Below are 17,617 nucleotides of genomic sequence, written 5' to 3' on the forward strand. Positions count from 1 at the left end.
GCTTATGCGCCTGTCGAGGTGTTGAGTGGGGTCAGCGTGCGTGGCTGCCTCATGTAGCCCAGATCCAGTTGTGATGTCGGTGTCTGGAGACAGGTGTCGGCCTGCGCAGACTGAATCCCGAATCCCGAATGCGTGCACGCGCCAGCTGGCGCGAGGTATTTCCTCGCCTGGCCCTCAACCTTCAACCAGGCCCCGGCACGGGCATGCATTCGACCAGGTAATCGATAAAGCTGCGCACCTTCGGCGCCAGATGGCTGCGGCTGGTATAGACCGCAAAGATGCCGATCTCGCCCATTGCGTATTCGGGAAGAATGCGTACCAGACGCCCTGCTGCGATGTGCGGTTCGGCCAGAAAATCCGGCTGGATCACGATGCCTTGCCCGGCCAGCGCGGCAGCGTTCAGCACATGCCCGTTGTTGGCGCGCAGGCCGCCGTGCAGGCGCACGTCGATATCGCCTTCCGGCCCCTGAAAGCGCGCGTCATCGCCGTTGGGCGAGTAGTGATAGAGCAGGCATTCGTGGCCGGCCAGATCGGATGGGTGCTGGGGTGTCCCGGCACGCGCCAGATAGGCCGGCGATGCACATGCCAGGATGCGGACCTTGCCCAACTGCCGGGCGATCAACATCGGCGCCGGCTGGCGGGTGATGCGGATGGCGACGTCGAAGCCTTCTTCGACCATGTCGACCAGGCGGTCGGACAGCGACAGGTCCAGCTCCACCTGCGGGTAGCGCGCGCGAAATCCCGGCAGCAATGCGCCCAGGCGCTCGATGCCGTAGCTCACCGGCGCGTTCACCCGCAGCACGCCGGCCGGCTCCAGCGCTTGCGCGCCAATGGTGGCTTCCAGGTCGTCCAGATCGGCCAGCAGCTGCAGGCAGCGCTGGTAGTAGGCGCTACCGGCACTGGTCAGGCTGACCCGGCGGGTGGTGCGGTTGAGCAGGCGGGTACCCAGCCGCTGTTCGAGCGCGGCAACCTGGCGGGTAACGCTGGCAGTGGAGCGGTCCAATGCATCGGCGGCGGCGCTGAAGCCGCTGCGCTCGGCCACGGCGGTGAACACGCGCATCGCATCGAGGGTATCCATGGCGGCTCCGATTGTTCCTTTTGCCGAAATAAATTATCTGAAGCACGCGTATTTATCAGATTTTTGTAAGGAATAGGCTGTGGCGGTCCTCAACGGAGCCCGTCCCATGGCAACTGCCCTCGCATCTCCACGCACCGCCGCCTATGGCACCGCCTTGCTGCGTATCAGCCTGGGCGTGCTGTTTCTGGTGCATGGCCTGACCAAATTGCTGGTGTTCACTCCGGCCGGCACCGTGGCGTACTTCCAGTCGCTCGGCCTGCCCGGCGCATTGGCCTACGTCAGTATGGCGCTGGAGCTCGGCCTTGGCGTTTCGCTGCTGTTGGGCCTCTATGCGCGCTGGGTAGCCCTGCTGGGCGTGCCGCTATTGCTGGGCACGATTGTCAGCGTGCATGGTGCGAACGGGTTCGGTTTTTCCAATCCGGGTGGCGGCTGGGAATACCCGGCGTTATGGGCGGTGCTGCTGATCGTGCAGGCGTTGCTCGGCGACGGCGCATTCGCGTTGCAGCCATCGCGCTGAGCCTGTTTCCATCCATCAAGGAGCTGTCCATGACCCGCTTGCCCTCCCTGTATATCTCGCACGGCTCGCCGATGACTGCGCTGCAGCCGGGGCAGGTCGGCGAGCGCCTGGCCGACCTGCGGCACGCGTTGCCGCGGCCGCGTGCCATCGTGGTGGCGAGCGCGCACTGGCTGGGCCGTCGCCCGCTGGTCAGCGGTGCGCTACGGCCGCCGACCATTCACGACTTCGGCGGCTTCCCGGCGCCGTTGTATGCGCTGGACTATCCCGCGCCTGGCGAGCCGGCATTGGCGCAGCAGATCGTGCGCCGGCTGGAGCAGGCCGGCCTGCATCCGCAGCTGGACCCGCAGCGCGGCTTCGATCACGGCGTCTGGGTGCCGCTGCGCCTGCTGTATCCGGACGCCGACATCCCGGTGGTGTCGCTATCGATCCAGCCCGAGCTGGGACCGGCGCACCAATTTGCGGTGGGCCGTGCGCTGGCGCCGTTGCGCGATGACGGCGTGCTGGTGATCGGCTCGGGCAGCATCACCCATAACCTGCACGACGTCCGCAACGGCTACAGCGCCGAGCGGCAAGCGCCGTACGTGCGGCCCTTCATCGAATGGACCGAACGCAAGCTGCTGGACGACGACATCCCCGCGCTGCTGGACTACCGCCGCCAGGCACCGCATGCCGAACGCGCACATCCCAGCGACGAGCACTGGCTGCCGCTGTACGTGGCGATGGGCGCGGCTGGCGATGACCGGCTCGGTGCGCAGCGCATCGACGCCGGCATCGATGCGGGTTTCCTGGCCATGGATCTGTATCGCTTCGACGGCCCTGCAGCGGTGGCGGACCCGGTCGCGGCATAGCGCCGGGGTGCGGACGTGGGCGCATCGGCACGTTTGGGCCAAGAGCTGCAGTGCCGATGGGGAGAGCGTAGTCGCACGTTCGCTGGCAGCGGGTTCGCATTGCAGTCGCGCGCTGCCGGATCACGCCAACCCGCAGCGCTCTGAAGCATTCACGATCAGGTGCAGGCGAGTCTCATAGGCTGAGACGCCACCGCTGCATGCTGCCCGCGTGAAAATCCTCGACAAGCTCGCCGTCCTCGCCGACGCCGCCAAATACGATGCCTCCTGTGCTTCCAGTGGCGCCAACAAGCGCAATTCGCTGGGCACCGGCGGCATCGGCAGCACCGAGGGCATGGGCATCTGCCACTCGTACACGCCCGACGGCAGATGCGTGTCGCTGTTGAAGATCCTGCTGACCAATTTTTGCATCTTCGACTGCGCGTACTGCGTCAATCGCGTGTCCAGCAATGTACGCCGTGCGCGCTTCACGCCGGAAGAAGTGGTCACGCTCACGCTGGACTTCTACAAGCGCAACTACATCGAAGGCCTGTTCCTGTCCAGCGGCATCATCCGCAACTCCGACTACACCATGGAGCAACTGGTGGAAGTGGCGCGGCAGTTGCGCGAGGTGCACCATTTTGCCGGCTACATCCATCTCAAGACCATCCCGGATGCGGCTCCGGAGTTGCTAGCGGCGGCAGGACGCTATGCCGATCGCTTGAGCATCAATGTGGAGTTACCCACCGAACAGGGCCTGACGTTGCTGGCGCCGGAGAAAAGCGTGGGCGGCATTCGCTCGGCGATGGGCGAGCTGCGCTGGCGCATCGAAGAAAACCAGCTCGAACGCAAGGCTGAAACGGTGCGCCGCGCCAAGCCGCCACGCTTCGCGCCGGCCGGGCAGAGCACGCAGATGATCGTCGGCGCCGACAATGCCAACGACCGCAGCATCCTGGACACCAGCCACAACCTCTACGGCAATTACCGCATGCGCCGGGTGTACTACTCGGCCTTCAGCCCCATCCCGGATGCCTCGTCCAAACTGCCGTTGCAGGCACCGCCCCTGCAGCGCGAGCACCGGCTGTATCAGGCCGACTGGTTGCTGCGTTTCTACGAGTTCAGCGTGGAAGAAATTGCGCCGGCGCAGTCCAGCGGCATGCTCGACCTGGACGTGGACCCCAAGCTGGCCTGGGCATTGCGCAACCCCGAGCGGTTTCCGGTGGACTTGAATGCGGCACCGCGCGAAATGCTGCTGCGCGTACCGGGCCTGGGCACGCGCAACGTGGAGCGCTTGTTGTTGTCGCGGCGGCATGCGCGCTTGCGCGTTGGCGACTTGGCGCGGCTGCGCGTACCGATGAAAAAGCTGCTGCCGTTCGTGAGCGTGCTCGATCACCATCCGCGTCAGCGCCTGGACGACCCGGTCAGGCTGCGTGCGCAGTTGGCGCCTGCGCCACGGCAGGCGAGTCTGTTCGACTGAGCATTTTCCGCCCGCAACGATGCTGCTTCCTTGGCCAATGCCAGCGTTCGCAAGTCCCAATCCCTAATCTCCGCTCAATCGCATCTGACCCCGCCAACGCAGGTAGCGTGCATCCTGGTAAACGGCATTGCGCGGGCATACGGTTCCAAAGCGCATGTCGGTACCCCTACAAGAGCAAGGCAAACGATGTTCAGCGCCGAGGTGGAACCCGCGTGGAGTTTTGAAGCATGGCGCGCGTTGGCGCGGGCAGGCTGGTGCGCGCAAGTAGAGCCGGACGATGTGGCCTGGAATGGCGGGGCGCAGGGCGGCTTGTTGATGGGGCAGGGACTGTTGGCGATGCCGGCCGTGGTGCCACCACCGCGGGTCTCTGCAGATTTCATGCAACTGGCGGCCTCGGTGCTGTGTCACCGCGACCCGCAACGGCACGCTGTGTTGTATCGCTTGCTGTGGCGCGTTGCCTCTGGGGAAAAAGCCCTGCTGGAACGCGCCACCGATGTGGATGTGCACCGGCTACGGCAATGGCAAAAAGCGGTGCAGCGCGATACCCACAAAATGAAGGCCTTCGTGCGCTTTCGTCGCCTGCCCGGGGAAGAAGAAGACTTCGTGTCCTGGTTCGAGCCCGAGCACTGGATCGTGGATCGCGTGGCGCCGTTTTTTGCGCGCCGGTTTGCCGGCATGCGTTGGGCGATCCTGACCCCGTACCGCAGTGTGCGTTGGGATGGGCAGGCGTTGACCTTCGGCGAAGGTGCGGTGCGCACCCAGGTACCCGCCGACGATGCGCAGGAGACGCTCTGGCGCACGTACTACGCGCATATCTTCAACCCGGCGCGACTCAACCCGACCATGATGCGGCAGGAAATGCCGCAGAAATACTGGAAGAACCTGCCCGAAGCCACGCTGTTGCCGGAGCTGATCCGCGATGCCGGCATGCGTGTGCGCGAGATGGCCGAGCGCGCGCCCGAGCCGGTACGGCGACGGGTGCCGGCAGCGCCTGCGCCATTGCCGGAAGCGGCAACCCAAAGCCTGGCGCAGTTGCGCACTGCCGCACGCGATTGCCGGCGTTGCGAACTGTGGCAGCCGGCAACGCAAACGGTGTTCGGCGAAGGACCCGACGATGCGTCGGTGATGGTGATCGGCGAGCAGCCGGGCGATGAAGAGGACTTGAGCGGTCGTCCGTTTGTCGGGCCCGCCGGGCGCCTGTTCAACATGGCGTTAGGCGAACTGGGTGTGGACCGCGAGACGTTCTACGTCACCAATGCGGTCAAGCATTTTCGTTTCGAGCAACGCGGCAAACGGCGGCTGCATCGCAATCCGGAGCGCACCCATGTGCAGGCCTGCAGCGGGTGGTTGCAGGCCGAACGGGCGCACTTGCGTCCGGCGCAGATCGTCTGCCTGGGCGCGACTGCGGCGCAAGCCGTGTTGGGAAGCCGCTTCCGATTGATGCAGCAACGCGGGCAATGGCAGCGCCTGGACGACGGCACGCCTGTATTGACCACGGTGCACCCGTCCTGGGTATTGCGCCAGCCATCGACGGATGCGCGCGAAGAAGGGTATCGCGGATTTGTCGAGGATCTCCGTCAGTTGCTGGATCCACCGCCGCCGTCCAGCGATCAGTCGAGATAGGGAAATAGCGCCACACGGGCAAAAAAAGACGCGTGCAAGGGCACGCGCACGCTGTCGGAGAATCGGGACACCAAGCGGAGCCACCGGCAGGCCGGTCACTCCCTCACCGCCGTTTGGCGGTTTGATTGCGGTCGCTGGAGGCTGGCCTGCGCGACGCACAGCATGGTTGAACCACGCCTCGCCTGTGTTGGTGCGCTGGCAGATCAACTGCCATCCACTGCAGATCCGTGGCATGGCGTTGCCGATCAACTAGCGACAAACAGAACCGACCGGGTAGTCGTCAGGCGTTGCCTCCTGGTAGGCATCATGTGTGTCGATGTCGACCAATGTCTGCGCTTGCCATGCGCTCGCCGCATCGACGGCCAATCTCTTTAAAGCAGCGCCTCCCTTGCCATGACGCGCTGCATGAAAGCGCTGCGCCATCGGCGGAAAAACCGCATTCCGCCGATGGCAGTGTGCGTGCGTCAGCAACGACGCGTCGCGGTGCGGCTGCAGGCCATTACGGCATCAGCACCTTGTCCACCACGTGGATCACGCCATTGCTCTGGATCACGTCGGCGATGGTGACGTTGGCGGTGTTGCCCTTGACGTCGGTGATGGTGACCTTCTTGCCATTGAGCCTGGCGGTCAGCGGCTCGCCCTGCACGGTGGTCAGCGTGGCGCTACCGCCACCGGCCTTGATCTTGGCGATCAGCGAGGCCGCATCCACCTTGCCCGGTACCACGTGATAGGTGAGCACCTTGGTCAGGGTCGGCTTGGATTCGGGCTTCAGCAAGGTGTCGACGGTGCCGGCCGGCAGTGCCGAAAACGCCGCATTGGTCGGTGCGAATACGGTGAACGGTCCCGGACCCTTCAGCGTCTCGACCAGGCCGGCCGCTTTGACGGCAGCGACCAGCGTGGTGTGGTCCTTGGAGTTGACCGCGTTGTCGACGATGTCCTTGGTCACCAGCATCGGCGCGCCGCCAACGGTCGGATTGGACGCAGCATAGGCGGGGGCCAGGGCGCTGGTCAGGGCAATGGCGGTGGCAACGGCAAGCGACTGGAATGAAGTCTTCATGAGGCATCGATCCTTTGGGTTGGCGATCGCCTGGATGGCAACCGTAGCGTCAATACGCGCCTGCGAAACGGCCGGATGCATCACGCTGTTTTGACATTCATCACCGCGTTCGGCGTGATGACGGCGGCGTCACAGGGGCGTGCAAGCGCCGGTGCAGGAGTGGGGCCAGGACCGGCAGCGATACGACGCCGATCGCTGCATCCCGCTCGCGCGTCACCTGTGGCCATAGCGCGATGGCGAGGACCGTTCCAAGGAAACAGCAGCACAGCGAAACGTCCCATCCATGCCCCCGGCTCGATCGGATCGACTGTTCGCGCACTCTCCGGCCGGCGTAGACGGGCCCGTGTCGAGGGTGCCGGCGGCGATTGCGAAACACCCATGCATGCGTTGTCGCACCGTCCTTCGCTGCTCGAGCCGCAGCGGCTCTCCATCGCGTCGCTGCGCTATCGGTTTGCCGCAGGACACGCGTGCTCGAAGCGCGTCACTGCGCCTGTCTCCATCCGCCAGCGTATCGGGCACCGGCCAATTGAACCGAACCGCAACAACCCTGCCGCATCGCCCCACATGCCAAGGTGCGAGGCAATGCGGTGGTTTTCATCCCCGGGTGCAACACGGTATGGTCCGGTGGGTGCGTTGTTGTTGTGCGTCGCAATATGCGATGCCGCACGTGCGGCCGCTTTTTTTTCATTCCGGGTTCTTCATGCATTCGATCGATGTCGTCCTCGCCATGTTGCTGGCGGTCGCGGCCAGCGGTTACCTCATCCGCATCCTGCCGTTTTCGCTGCCGTTGCCGTTGGTCCAGATCGCGCTGGGCGCGGTGGTCTCCGGCGTTTTCGATGCAGGGCACGAGCTGGAACCGGAGCTGTTCTTCCTGTTGTTCCTGCCGCCACTGCTGTTTCTGGATGGCTGGCGCATTCCCAAGCAAGGCTTGTTCCGCGACAAGGCGGCCATTCTGGAATTGGCGTTGGGGCTGGTCATCTTCACCGTGATCGGCGCCGGCTTCTTCATTCATTGGCTGATACCGGCGATGCCGCTGGCCGTGGCATTCGCGCTGGCGGCGATCATTTCGCCGACCGATCCGGTGGCGGTGTCCTCGATCGCCTCCAAGGTGCCGATTCCCAAGCGCCTGATGCACATCCTGGAAGGCGAGTCGTTGCTCAACGACGCCTCGGGCCTGGTGTGTTTCCAGTTCGCGGTGGCGGCGGTGCTGACCGGGACCTTCTCGGTGGCGGCCGCTTCGCTGACCTTTCTGTGGGTGGCGCTGGCCGGCCTGGCCCTGGGCGTGGCGACGACCTTTGGGTTGAGCCGCATCCAGGCCTGGATCTGGCGGCATTTCGGCGAGGAGCCCGGTTCGGCGATCCTGGTCAACCTGCTCACCCCATTTGCAGCGTATCTGCTGGCCGAAGCCTTCCACGCGTCCGGCATCCTGGCCGCAGTGGCCGCCGGCGTCACCATGAGCTATGTGGAAATGGCCGGCAACGCGCCGGGCAACATGCGCCTGCAGCGGTCGGCGGTGTGGGACACGGTGCAGTTCACCTTCAACGGCATCATCTTCGTGCTGCTGGGCGAGCAGTTGCCGGGCATCCTGGACGGTGCGGTGCGCAGCGTGCAGGAGGCCGGGCACCTCAATCCGTGGTGGCTGGCGGTGTACGTGGCCACCATCAGCGCTAGCTTGATGGCGTTGCGCTTCGTGTGGGTGTTCCTGTCGCTGCGCTGGAACATCTTCAAGGCGCAGCGACGTGGCGAAGCGCATGTCAGCCCGCCGTGGCGCATCGTGGTGGCGGTGTCGCTGGCCGGCGTGCGCGGTGCGATCACCCTGGCCGGCGTGCTCACGCTGCCGTTGATGCTGGAAGACGGCTCGCCCTTCCCGGCCCGCCAGTTGGCGATCTTTCTGGCGGCCTCGGTCATTCTGGTCTCGTTGCTGGTGGCCAGCGTCGCGTTGCCGCGCCTGTTGCGCGGTCTGGAACTGCCCGAGGAAGAAGACGAGCAACTCAAGGAAGACCTGGCCGTGAAAGCCGCTTCGCAGGCAGCGCTGGACGCCGTGGAAAAGCTGCGCCAGCGGCTGGTGGAAGACAGTAAGCATGCCGAGCGCTACAACGCGGCGGCCAACCAGGTGAGCCAGCGCTATCAGCGCAAGCTCGGCGCGGTGGACATGGCCGAGACCGATCCGGAAGAGGCGGTTGCCTACGAAAAGGCGCTGCGCCAGTTCCGCCATGCGGCCTTGGTGGCCGAGCGCAATGAGTTGTTCAAGCTTGCGCGACGACGCGAGATTTCCGACGACCTGTCGCGACGGCTGGTGCGCAACCTGGATCTGATCGAGTCGCGCAAGCGCGCTTGAGCGCGCTGATGCGCACGGTAATCGGGAATCGGGATTGGGGAATCGCAAGAGCCACGGCGGTTGCCGTGTTTGGGTAGGAGCGCACCTGAGCGCGATGGGGCGTTGGTGGGAAAGCCCATCGCGCTCAGGCGCGCTCCTACATGGAGATACGCCAACAGCCAGATGCAGCGTGCGTGCGCAGCCCAGTTCGCTCACGCTCCTGCGCGCGTGTCGGGAGACACTATCCCACCCGCACTGCTGCCATTTTCATGGCGCACGGCCTACCCTGTGGCGCTTATCGTTCCCGTGCCAAACCCATGACTTCGATCGTTTCCATCCAGGGCTTGAGCAAGACCTATGCCGGCGGTTTCCAGGCGCTCAAACAGGTGGATCTTGAGATCCGGCGTGGCGAGATCTTCGCGCTGCTCGGCCCCAACGGCGCCGGCAAGACCACCTTGATCAGCATCATCTGCGGCTTGATCAACCCCAGCACCGGCAGTGTGCTGGCCGACGGGCACGACATCGTGCGCGACTACCGCGCCGCGCGTGCCAGCATCGGCCTGGTGCCGCAGGAACTGGCCACCGATGCGTTCGAAACGGTGTGGGCCACGGTACGTTTCAGTCGCGGGCTGTTCGGTAAGCCGGCCAATCCGCAATATCTGGAAACCATCCTGCGCGAGCTGTCGCTGTGGGAGAAACGCAACAACAAGATTTCCACGCTCTCCGGCGGCATGAAGCGGCGTGTGCTGATCGCCAAGGCGCTCGCCCACGAGCCGCGCATCCTGTTCCTGGACGAGCCCACGGCCGGTGTGGACGTGGAGCTGCGTCACGACATGTGGCAGATGGTGCGGCGGCTGCGCGAGCAGGGCACCACCATCATTCTGACCACCCATTACATCGAAGAGGCCGAAGACATGGCCGACCGCGTCGGTGTCATCAATCGCGGCGAGCTGGTGTTGGTGGAAGACAAGCGCACGCTGATGCGCAAGCTGGGCAAGAAGCAGCTCACGCTGAGCCTGCAGGCGCCGTTGCAGGCGCTGCCCGCCGCGCTGGCCGATCTGCCGCTGGAGCTGGCGGCCGACGGCAGTAACCTGATCTACACCTTCGACACCCAGGCCGAGCAGACCGGCATCGGTGCCTTGCTGCGCCGGCTCAACGAGCAGGGCATCGACTTCAAGGATCTGCATTCCAGCGAAAGTTCGCTGGAAGAGATCTTCGTCAACCTGGTGCATGGCGCACGTCAGCAGGAGGTGCGCGCATGAATGTGCATGCGATTGCAGCGATCTACCGTTTCGAAATGGCGCGCGCCTTCCGCACGCTCACCCAGTCGATCGCCTCGCCGGTATTGTCGACCTCGCTGTACTTCGTGGTGTTCGGGGCCGCGATCGGTTCGCGCATGGGCGATATCGACGGCATCAGCTACGGCGCCTTCATCATTCCCGGCCTGGTGATGCTGTCGCTGCTCAACGAGAGCATTTCCAACGCCTCGTTCGGCATCTACATGCCGCGCTGGGCCGGCACCATCTACGAGGTGCTGTCCGCGCCGGTGGCGTGGTGGGAGATCGTGATCGGCTACGTGGGCGCGGCGGCGACCAAGTCGGTGATGCTGGGGTTGTTGATCCTGCTGACCGCACGGCTGTTCGTGCCGTATGAGATCGCGCACCCGGTGTGGATGCTGGGCTTTCTGGTGCTCACCGCGCTGACCTTCAGCCTGTTCGGTTTCATCATCGGCATCTGGGCCGATGGCTTCGAAAAATTGCAGGTGATTCCGCTGATGGTGGTGACGCCGCTGACCTTCCTGGGCGGCAGTTTCTATTCGATCAACATGCTGCCGCCGTTGTGGCAGAAGGTCACGCTGTTCAATCCGGTGGTGTATCTGATCAGCGGCTTCCGCTGGAGTTTTTACGGCAGGGCCGATGTGCATATCGCAGTGAGCACCGGCATGACGTTCCTGTTCCTGCTGGTGTGCCTGGGCATCGTGGCGGCGATCTTCCGCAGCGGATATCGGCTCAAGGCGTGAGTGGTGGATGCAATGGTTTGGTTGGCCGCATCCTGGTGGATGCCGGCAGGTGTCCAGGTAAGGCCCAGAGTGGGTCGAATGCGCGGTGCCCTCACCGCTCGCGGGACACGCCGTAAACCCATCCGTGCGGGCTCGATGGCGGCATCCATGCCGCCATCGGCCCCCAACCGGTAAGGACACCGCACCAGACAGTTTCCCGGCGGCTTTGTTGAAAGCTCTGCGCACCGACCAACTTGACTGGTCCTTGCCGGCCCACCGTCGCGGGACCCTTGGCAGCATGGAGCCGCTACGGAGCTGACAAGGACTACTTTCAGCGTGTCCGGCTTCGGTGGGCGGCGAGGTCCCTGCGGCCGCGGCACAGATCAGCCGACCTGCAGCAGCGTTGTGTGAAGTCGTGTTGTCCGTTGCTTTTACTCGGCAGCCTTGGCGCCGTCCTTGCTGTCCAGGTAATAGGCCACCACTTCGCCCTTGATCTTCATCGTCATCGGGTTGCCGCGACGGTCGCGCGCCTTGCCGACCTGCACCTTGATCCAGCCTTCGCTGACCGAGTATTCCTCCACGTTGTCGCGTTCGACACCGTTGAAGCGCACGCCGACGCCGCGGTTGAGGGCATCGGCATTATGGAACGGGTTGCGTGCGTCGATGGCCAGGTGATCGGGAGGGGTATCGCTCATGGGAAAGGCGTCATGGCGGCCGGGATAGCCGTCTTCGGCCGCACAGGATACGGGCCTGCGCCGGGAAGACCAGTCCTGGCGACGCGGTGACGTGCGCCAATCGGTTTGCTTGCGCGCCGTCAGGCCTCACACTTCTGGCCCTGCACTCCAGCAAACGAGACCGCAATGCCTGACAACAGTGCCGACTACGAAGACGACGAAGGCCTGCAGCCCGAGGGCGACGAAGACGATGTGGATGACCATCCGGCGCGGGTGTGGAACCTGCTAGTGCTGATCAACCCCGGCGACGAGGACACCGCGTTGGCCCAGTTCGACGCCTGGCGCGAAACGCAGGCCGAGGTCGATCACGACGCAGGCGACGACGCCTGGTTGTGGGCGCTGAAGGACGTGATCGACTGGCGCTCGGGCTTCTATGTGGACTGGAAGGACGCCGACGCGTTCATCGCCGCCATCGACGAACTCAGTGCGCGCTGGAACCTGCGCATCGACTGGGGCGGCGACCTGGACGACGAAGACTTCGCCGGCAACCTGGAGGTCCCCGATTTGATGGCGGTGGCATTCGACCGCCTGCGCGAGCACGGCTACTCGCTGTGGAACTGGAACACCGGTGGCGATGCCTACGCCGGCTGGATTGCGCTTAGCCGCGACGACGACGCCATGCTGGCGCTGACCTCGTTGCTGGGGGTGGAAGTGCGGCTGGGGAATGAGGCGTTTTGAATGTTAATCGGGAATCGGGAATCGGGAATCGGGAATCGGGAATCGCGGGAGCGGTCTGTGGGTGTGTAGGGCGTGTCGAGCCGTGGTAGTGCGCACTCCGCGGCAGCACGCCTAGCGAGTGGTGCCAGTAGGGTCAGCCGCGCAGGCATGGTCCACGGCCCGGCGATTGCCACGTAGGAGCGTGCCTGCGCGCGACGGGGGGCACCGGGACAGCCCCTCGCGCTCGGGCGCGCTCCTACAACGGCGAGCCGCCAATCAGGTTGCGGCCACCGCCGTTGCGACTCCCTAATCCCGATTCTCCAATCCCCTGCCTCAGGGCGCTTCGGCCCGCGCCTGCGCCCGCGCATTGGCGATCAAGGCCTTGAGCAGTGCGCGGTCTGTGTGGCGGGAGATGGGAATGGCGCCGAAGGCAATGGCCTCAAGGCGGAGCGGTGCGGGCACGTCGTAGTGCGCACCGCTGAGTTTGTTCTGGAAGGCGCGGCGGGGAATGCCCAGCCGCGCCGCCATGGCATGCAGCTCGTCCAGCGTATCGCCGAGCAGGTGCGCCCAGCGCTGGTCGCGCCACAGGTGCACCGCATCGTCGACATAGACGGCCATCGGCCGGGTCAGGCCTTCTTGGACGTCTTCGGCTTCTTGCCCGCGCTGTCGCCGTCGGGCTCGTCCGCCGCGGTGTCGGACGCCTCGTCGCTGGCGTCTGCAGCACTGTCGGTGGCGCTGGCAGTGTCGTCTTCAGCCACGTCGTCAGCACCGGCCTCGGTGCCGGCGTCCTCTGCTGCGTCTTCCGCGTCGCCGTCTTCATCCGCATCGGCGTTCTGGAACTCGGACACCAGCTTGGTCAGGTATTCCTCGGCGGTCTGGCCTTCGTCGGCGGCCAGGTCGTCGATCATCTGCTGCAGCTGGGTCGAATATTCCAGCGAAATGGTCTTGCCTTCGGCTTCCTGCAGGTTGGCCAGGTGCTTGAGCATGGCCAGCATCGGGACCGGGTTGTCGGCACTGCCCATGGTCTGGCCGCCGATCGACAACATCCACTCGCTGCCACCCTGCAGGCCGATCGCGGCGACCACGCGGCCATCGGCGTCCTGCAGCACGGCATGGTTGGTGACCTGGGGCGCCTGGCCCAGACGGACGAAGGGGCGCTTGGGCTGCTGCTTCTTGCGCTTGTCGCGCTTGGCCTTGGAATTGCGGGACACGGTGTTCTCGACGCTGGGAATGGCCGGCCATTCTAGAGCGTGCGCCGCACGATGCGATGCGTAGCGGAGTTGGCCCGTGGCGGCGGCCGGGCCGGCGGGACGCACCGTCTTTGCAGGCACCGACCGAGGAGCCGCCACCAGTACGCCAAGCCCGAACAACCGCAGGCCATGTTCGGTGGGGGCGATTTCCTGGCAAATCCCAATCGCCGCCTGCGCCTCCAGGCCTCCCGCCCCGCGTTACTGCTTGTCCACCGCCGCTTCAGCCGCTTTGGCGAGCGCCGTGGCAGAGGCCACCTGCGCGCTGGAAGACATGCGTGGTCCTGCCGGACGCGCAGCAGCAGTTCCTGCCGATGCTAGGGCCGGGGCCGCAGCCGCAGCCGCGGCGACTGGCGGGGTCGTGGCTGGTTTTGCGCCTTCGGCAGGCGTCCCCACGGTGGCGGTGCCGGTGGCCGCGGCGCCGCTCAGATCCGGCACCTGGGTGTCGGCATCGTGCAGCGATTTGCCCAGGGCCACGCCTTGTCCGGCGCCGGCCAGGGCCGCGTTTTCGGCGTCCTGGGTCATCACCACGATACTGATGCGGCGGTTGATCGGGTTCTGCGGATCGGTCTTGTCGAACAGCACCGACGAGGACAGCCCCACCACGCGCGTCACCTTGGCATCGGACATGCCCCCGGCCACCAGGGCGCGGCGCGCGGCATTGGCGCGGTCGGCGCTGAGTTCCCAATTGGTGTAGCCGGCATCGCTGCTGTAGGCGGTGGTGTCGGTATGACCGGTGATGCTGATGTGGTTGGGCACCTGATTGATGAAGCTGGACAGCTCGCGCAGGATCGCCACCGTATACGGCTTGAGTTGGTCGCGGCCGATGTCGAACATGGGGCGGTTCTGCTTGTCCACGATCTGGATGCGCAGGCCATCGGGCGTGAGGTCCAGCAGCAACTGGTCCTTGAACGGCTCCAGCGCCTGGCTCTTGTCGATGGCCTCTTTCAGGTCCTGCATCAGCGCTTCCAGGCGCTTCTTGTCCTTGGCGCGGCTGTCCACGTCGGTATCGGCCGCGTTGTCGCGCTTGCGGCCCATTTCGTCCTTCTGCCCCTTGGCCATGTCGGCGGTACCGCCGAGCTTGATCATCGAGGTGCTGGCGCCGCCGGGTCCGTTCATGCCGGGCGAAGGCGCTGGCGATTTGCCGGACAGCGGGCTGGGGTTGCGGAAGTATTCGGAGATCGCCGCGCGCTGTTCCTTGGTGGTGGCCGCCATCAGCCACAGCACCAGGAAGAAGGCCATCATCGCGGTCACGAAGTCGGCAAACGCCACCTTCCAGGCGCCGCCATGATGGCCGCCGCCCTGTACCTTCTTGACCCGTCGGATGATGACGGTGGATTTGGCCTCGGCCATGACCGTGGCCCTACTTGATCGTCTTCAGGTGCGTTTCGAAATCGCCGAAGCTCGGACGCACATTGGAGGGCAGGGTCTTGCGCGCGAATTCCAGCGCAATCTTCGGGTTGTAGCCACGCAGGCACGCCAGCAGCGCGGTCTTGACCGCTTCGTAGATGCGCCCGTCCTGCTCGGCACGCGCTTCCATCGCCGCCGACAACGGCGAGACGAAGCCGTAGGCCAGCAGGATGCCGAGGAAGGTGCCGACCAGCGCGGCGCCGACGTGGTGGCCGATCTCTTCGATTGGCCCGCCGATCGAGCCCATGGTGATCACGATGCCGAGCACCGCCGCCACGATGCCGAAGCCGGGCAGGCCGTCGGACACCTTGCTCAGCGCATGCGAAGGTGCCAGAGCTTCGTGATGGTGTTTTTCCAGTTCCAGTTCGAGCAGCGGTTCCAGCTCGTGCGGCTCGATGTTGCTGCCGATCATCAGGCGCAGGCAGTCGGTGATGAAGTCCAGCAGGTGATGGTCGGCCACCACCTTGGGGTAGTTGCCGAAGATGGTGCTGTCCTGCGGCTTTTCGACATGGTCTTCCAGCGCCATGAAGCCGTCGCGGCGCGCCTTGTTCAGCAGCTCGTAGATCAGGCTCAGGGTGTCCTTGTAGTCGTCGGACTTGTACTGCGGGCCCTTGAACACGCCCATGATGCCGCTGAGGGTTTCCTTGACGATCTTGCCCGGCGTGCTGACCAGGAAGGCGCCCAATGCCGCGCCACCGATGATCATCAGCTCGTACGGCTGCCACAGCGCGCCCAGCTTTCCGTGCGACAGCACGTAGCCGCCGAGGACGCTGACGATGACGACGATGAAGCCAACGATGATGAGCATGGCGCAGCCGGAAGCAAACTGGGGTTGCTAGTGGTTTCGGCTTGCGCAGCCGATTCTTGAAGCGCACGGCGTGAAGACGTGCGTTGTCGCTGAATGTCTAGCCGATTGTGGTGGCGGTCTCATGCACGCATTTAAGCGCCTCGCCGCCTGCCAGCGACAGCGTCGATTCGCCGGCGTGTTCCCAGAATTGGTTGCCCTGCGCATCGGCAAAGCGCGCCCCGGATGCCGCCTGGCCACTGAGCAGGATCAGCGTGCGGCCTTCGAGGGTCAGCTGCAGGGTATCGGTGGCCGCGTCGAAGCGTGTCGCGATCGTGCGCGGACCGCAGCGCCAGGCCACCGTCTGCGCAGGAAGCGTGGGGTCGGCAGCCGCCGCGGCTGGGGCGGGCGTCTTGGCCGGACGCGGCAGCGGGCCGGTCACGCTGGCGTCGGTGCCTCTTGCGCGCCGGGGCCGGGAAGGCCTGCCCACGACTGAACACGCGGCCGCTTCACGGCTGGGACGTAGCCTGCGTGTGGCCGACCGTACGAAATCAAGCCGTGTCTGGAGTTCTGGCGCCGCAACCGATTTTCACAGCGCTATCGCCGGCTCGAACCGCCCGTGAGCGGTGCTGGCCTCAGCGCACAAAGCGCAGGGAGGCGTTGTCGAGCACCTCCAGGCACTGCAATGGCGGTGTCCTCGCAGGTACGCGGGCCATCAGGCCGCTTGCGCCTCGGCGCCTCGGCGATGCAGGGGGTTCGGCAGGGCCTGGCCGTTTTCGGTGAAGCCCAGCGAGACCGAGTTCAGGCAGTGGCGCTCGCCGGTGGGGGGCGGGCCGTCCGGGAACACATGGCCCAGATGGCTGTCGCAGCGCGCGCACACGATTTCGGTGCGGATCATGCCGTAGCTGGTGTCGCGGATCTCGCGCACATGGGCAGGGTCGTAAGGCGCAAAGAAGCTCGGCCAGCCGGTGCCGGACTCGAATTTGGCGCTGGAACGGAACAACGGCAGGCCGCACAGCCGGCATGTGTAGACACCGTCCAGCTTGTTGTCCAGGAACACCCCGCAGAACGGCGCCTCGGTGCCATGGTGCAGCAGCACGCGCTGTTCCTCGTCGCTGAGCCCGGCGATCAGGGCATCGCGTTGGGCGGGGGAGGGAGGGGTCAGATCGAACTGGCTCATGGGGTTCTCGCATGCGCTCGCCAGCGGGGTGCCGGCGCCTGCTTCCGTGATGTGGGCATTGTCGGGGTGGTTCAACCGTTGAGACGCAGCCAACAGCCCGCCACTGCGGCGGAGGTCAGCCCTTCTTCGCACCGCAACCACCTTGCGAAAGCGTTCATCCCCCGGCCGGTCGCATGCATTGTCGCAGCGTCCTTGCGCCCCAATCACTGCATGACCCTCGAAACACGCAAGGTGCCTGTCATGGCGATCCACGCATCAAGCCGCCGCGTTCTGCTGTGCGTTCTACTGACGATGGCCGGCGCGGTGGCGGCGCAGTCGGCCACCACCACGCGCTCGTCCACGACCTTGCAGCCCATCACCACGCCGACGCCCGTCCAGCCCACGGTGACGCCGCCGCGCGCGCTGCAGCCGGCGCCTTCCGCCGCACCGGTGCCTTCGCAGCTGGGGCAACGCCCGGTCGCGCCGAGCATCCCCACGCACGGGCCGGCACAAACGCCGATCGCGCCTGCGGGCAGCCAGGTGGCGCCGACCAAGCCGATGGTCTACGACCGCAATGGCCGCTTGCTGCAGGGCATGCAGCCGGCCGGCGCCAACCGGGTGCTGGATACCAAGACCGGCCGCTACTACGACGCGGTACCGGCGGGCGATGGCATGCGCGTGGTGCGCTGACAGCGGCGGCGCGATCTGCTGGTGCCAACCGCCAACCGCCAACC

At 65.5% G+C, this 17,617-nt stretch carries 17 protein-coding genes and 1 pseudogene; 9 read left to right on the forward strand and 9 right to left on the reverse strand.

Annotated elements, in window-relative coordinates; all coding sequences use genetic code 11:
• Positions 1–181 precede the first annotated feature (181 nt).
• Positions 182–1,078, reverse strand: a complete 897-nt coding sequence (locus EO156_RS12200) for a LysR family transcriptional regulator (protein WP_016850030.1) — start codon at positions 1,076–1,078, stop codon at positions 182–184.
• A 106-nt stretch (positions 1,079–1,184) separates the two neighbouring features.
• On the opposite strand from EO156_RS12200, the gene EO156_RS12205 reads away from it, so the two are divergent.
• The 4 genes from EO156_RS12205 to EO156_RS12220 all read left to right on the forward strand — a co-directional run bounded on the left by EO156_RS12205 (position 1,185) and on the right by EO156_RS12220 (position 5,519).
• Positions 1,185–1,595, forward strand: a complete 411-nt coding sequence (locus EO156_RS12205; protein ID WP_005926749.1) for a DoxX family protein — start codon at positions 1,185–1,187, stop codon at positions 1,593–1,595.
• A 29-nt stretch (positions 1,596–1,624) separates the two neighbouring features.
• Entirely contained in the window at positions 1,625–2,443 is an 819-nt protein-coding gene (locus tag EO156_RS12210; RefSeq protein ID WP_015472771.1) for a class III extradiol ring-cleavage dioxygenase, read from the forward strand.
• 208 nt (positions 2,444–2,651) lie between these two features.
• Positions 2,652–3,896 carry a putative DNA modification/repair radical SAM protein gene (locus tag EO156_RS12215; RefSeq protein WP_003489593.1) on the forward strand — a complete coding sequence of 415 codons (1,245 nt, stop codon included), beginning with the start codon at positions 2,652–2,654 and terminating at the stop codon, positions 3,894–3,896.
• 186 nt (positions 3,897–4,082) lie between these two features.
• Entirely contained in the window at positions 4,083–5,519 is a 1,437-nt protein-coding gene (locus tag EO156_RS12220) for a UdgX family uracil-DNA binding protein (protein WP_003489592.1), read from the forward strand.
• 499 nt (positions 5,520–6,018) lie between these two features.
• Here EO156_RS12220 and EO156_RS12225 read toward each other — a convergent pair whose 3' ends face one another.
• Positions 6,019–6,576 (reverse strand): fasciclin domain-containing protein, encoded by a 558-nt coding sequence (locus EO156_RS12225; protein WP_003489588.1) that lies wholly within the window; start codon positions 6,574–6,576, stop codon positions 6,019–6,021.
• A gap of 658 nt (positions 6,577–7,234) precedes the next feature.
• Between EO156_RS12225 and EO156_RS12235 the strand changes: the two genes are divergently transcribed.
• From EO156_RS12235 to EO156_RS12245, 3 genes are all read left to right on the forward strand, one after another.
• On the forward strand, positions 7,235–8,914 hold the full coding sequence (locus EO156_RS12235) for a Na+/H+ antiporter (protein ID WP_016849009.1): 1,680 nt from the start codon (positions 7,235–7,237) through the stop codon (positions 8,912–8,914).
• 296 nt (positions 8,915–9,210) lie between these two features.
• Entirely contained in the window at positions 9,211–10,155 is a 945-nt protein-coding gene (locus tag EO156_RS12240) for an ABC transporter ATP-binding protein (RefSeq protein WP_003489582.1), read from the forward strand.
• A complete protein-coding gene (locus tag EO156_RS12245) occupies positions 10,152–10,913 on the forward strand; it encodes an ABC transporter permease (RefSeq protein WP_005911266.1) in 762 nt (253 codons plus the stop codon). Before EO156_RS12240 ends, EO156_RS12245 begins: the two co-directional genes overlap by 4 nt.
• 410 nt (positions 10,914–11,323) lie before the next feature.
• Here the strand turns inward: EO156_RS12245 and EO156_RS12250 are convergent, their stop codons facing one another.
• Positions 11,324–11,587, reverse strand: coding sequence for a DUF3297 family protein (locus EO156_RS12250; RefSeq protein ID WP_016849010.1), 264 nt, complete (start codon positions 11,585–11,587; stop codon positions 11,324–11,326).
• 165 nt (positions 11,588–11,752) lie between these two features.
• Between EO156_RS12250 and EO156_RS12255 the strand changes: the two genes are divergently transcribed.
• On the forward strand, positions 11,753–12,304 hold the full coding sequence (locus tag EO156_RS12255; protein WP_005922006.1) for a hypothetical protein: 552 nt from the start codon (positions 11,753–11,755) through the stop codon (positions 12,302–12,304).
• A 312-nt stretch (positions 12,305–12,616) separates the two neighbouring features.
• On the opposite strand, the gene EO156_RS12260 is transcribed toward EO156_RS12255, so the two are convergent.
• The 6 genes and pseudogenes from EO156_RS12260 to msrB all read right to left on the reverse strand — a co-directional run bounded on the left by EO156_RS12260 (position 12,617) and on the right by msrB (position 16,904).
• Positions 12,617–12,901: a DUF4031 domain-containing protein gene (locus EO156_RS12260; protein WP_003489121.1), complete on the reverse strand. Its 285-nt coding sequence runs from the start codon at positions 12,899–12,901 to the stop codon at positions 12,617–12,619.
• 8 nt (positions 12,902–12,909) lie between these two features.
• The gene (locus EO156_RS12265) at positions 12,910–13,494 is read right to left on the reverse strand and encodes a hypothetical protein (protein ID WP_005926774.1); all 585 of its coding nucleotides are present in this window, start codon (positions 13,492–13,494) and stop codon (positions 12,910–12,912) included.
• 237 nt (positions 13,495–13,731) lie between these two features.
• The gene (gene motB, locus EO156_RS12270) at positions 13,732–14,883 is read right to left on the reverse strand and encodes a flagellar motor protein MotB (RefSeq protein ID WP_015472764.1); all 1,152 of its coding nucleotides are present in this window, start codon (positions 14,881–14,883) and stop codon (positions 13,732–13,734) included.
• Between the two features lie 10 nt (positions 14,884–14,893).
• Entirely contained in the window at positions 14,894–15,748 is an 855-nt protein-coding gene (gene motA / locus EO156_RS12275) for a flagellar motor stator protein MotA (protein WP_003489127.1), read from the reverse strand.
• A 97-nt stretch (positions 15,749–15,845) separates the two neighbouring features.
• A pseudogene (locus tag EO156_RS12280) lies at positions 15,846–16,187 on the reverse strand (MliC family protein); the annotation flags it as partial.
• Positions 16,188–16,439: 252 nt separating this feature from the next.
• Positions 16,440–16,904 (reverse strand): peptide-methionine (R)-S-oxide reductase MsrB, encoded by a 465-nt coding sequence (msrB, locus tag EO156_RS12285; protein ID WP_005911259.1) that lies wholly within the window; start codon positions 16,902–16,904, stop codon positions 16,440–16,442.
• 240 nt (positions 16,905–17,144) lie between these two features.
• Here msrB and EO156_RS12290 point away from each other — a divergent pair, with 240 nt between their 5' ends.
• Positions 17,145–17,573 (forward strand): hypothetical protein, encoded by a 429-nt coding sequence (locus EO156_RS12290; protein ID WP_005922014.1) that lies wholly within the window; start codon positions 17,145–17,147, stop codon positions 17,571–17,573.
• The last annotated feature ends 44 nt before the right edge of the window (positions 17,574–17,617 follow it).

The organism is Xanthomonas sp. DAR33341, from assembly GCF_003992815.1.
GTDB classification, from domain to species: Bacteria; Pseudomonadota; Gammaproteobacteria; order Xanthomonadales; family Xanthomonadaceae; genus Xanthomonas; species Xanthomonas cissicola.

Excerpts from the sequence above, each read along its gene's own strand:
- EO156_RS12200 (WP_016850030.1), bottom strand. The coding sequence starts at position 1,078 with ATGGATACCCTCGATGCGATGCGCGTGTTCACCGCCGTGGCCGAGCGC.
- EO156_RS12205 (WP_005926749.1), top strand. The coding sequence starts at position 1,185 with ATGGCAACTGCCCTCGCATCTCCACGCACCGCCGCCTATGGCACCGCC.
- EO156_RS12210 (WP_015472771.1), top strand. The coding sequence starts at position 1,625 with ATGACCCGCTTGCCCTCCCTGTATATCTCGCACGGCTCGCCGATGACT.
- EO156_RS12220 (WP_003489592.1), top strand. The coding sequence starts at position 4,083 with ATGTTCAGCGCCGAGGTGGAACCCGCGTGGAGTTTTGAAGCATGGCGC.
- EO156_RS12225 (WP_003489588.1), bottom strand. The coding sequence starts at position 6,576 with ATGAAGACTTCATTCCAGTCGCTTGCCGTTGCCACCGCCATTGCCCTG.
- EO156_RS12235 (WP_016849009.1), top strand. The coding sequence starts at position 7,235 with ATGCCGCACGTGCGGCCGCTTTTTTTTCATTCCGGGTTCTTCATGCAT.
- EO156_RS12240 (WP_003489582.1), top strand. The coding sequence starts at position 9,211 with ATGACTTCGATCGTTTCCATCCAGGGCTTGAGCAAGACCTATGCCGGC.
- EO156_RS12245 (WP_005911266.1), top strand. The coding sequence starts at position 10,152 with ATGAATGTGCATGCGATTGCAGCGATCTACCGTTTCGAAATGGCGCGC.
- EO156_RS12250 (WP_016849010.1), bottom strand. The coding sequence starts at position 11,587 with ATGAGCGATACCCCTCCCGATCACCTGGCCATCGACGCACGCAACCCG.
- EO156_RS12255 (WP_005922006.1), top strand. The coding sequence starts at position 11,753 with ATGCCTGACAACAGTGCCGACTACGAAGACGACGAAGGCCTGCAGCCC.
- EO156_RS12260 (WP_003489121.1), bottom strand. The coding sequence starts at position 12,901 with ATGGCCGTCTATGTCGACGATGCGGTGCACCTGTGGCGCGACCAGCGC.
- motB (WP_015472764.1), bottom strand. The coding sequence starts at position 14,883 with ATGGCCGAGGCCAAATCCACCGTCATCATCCGACGGGTCAAGAAGGTA.
- motA (WP_003489127.1), bottom strand. The coding sequence starts at position 15,748 with ATGCTCATCATCGTTGGCTTCATCGTCGTCATCGTCAGCGTCCTCGGC.
- msrB (WP_005911259.1), bottom strand. The coding sequence starts at position 16,904 with ATGAGCCAGTTCGATCTGACCCCTCCCTCCCCCGCCCAACGCGATGCC.
- EO156_RS12290 (WP_005922014.1), top strand. The coding sequence starts at position 17,145 with ATGGCGATCCACGCATCAAGCCGCCGCGTTCTGCTGTGCGTTCTACTG.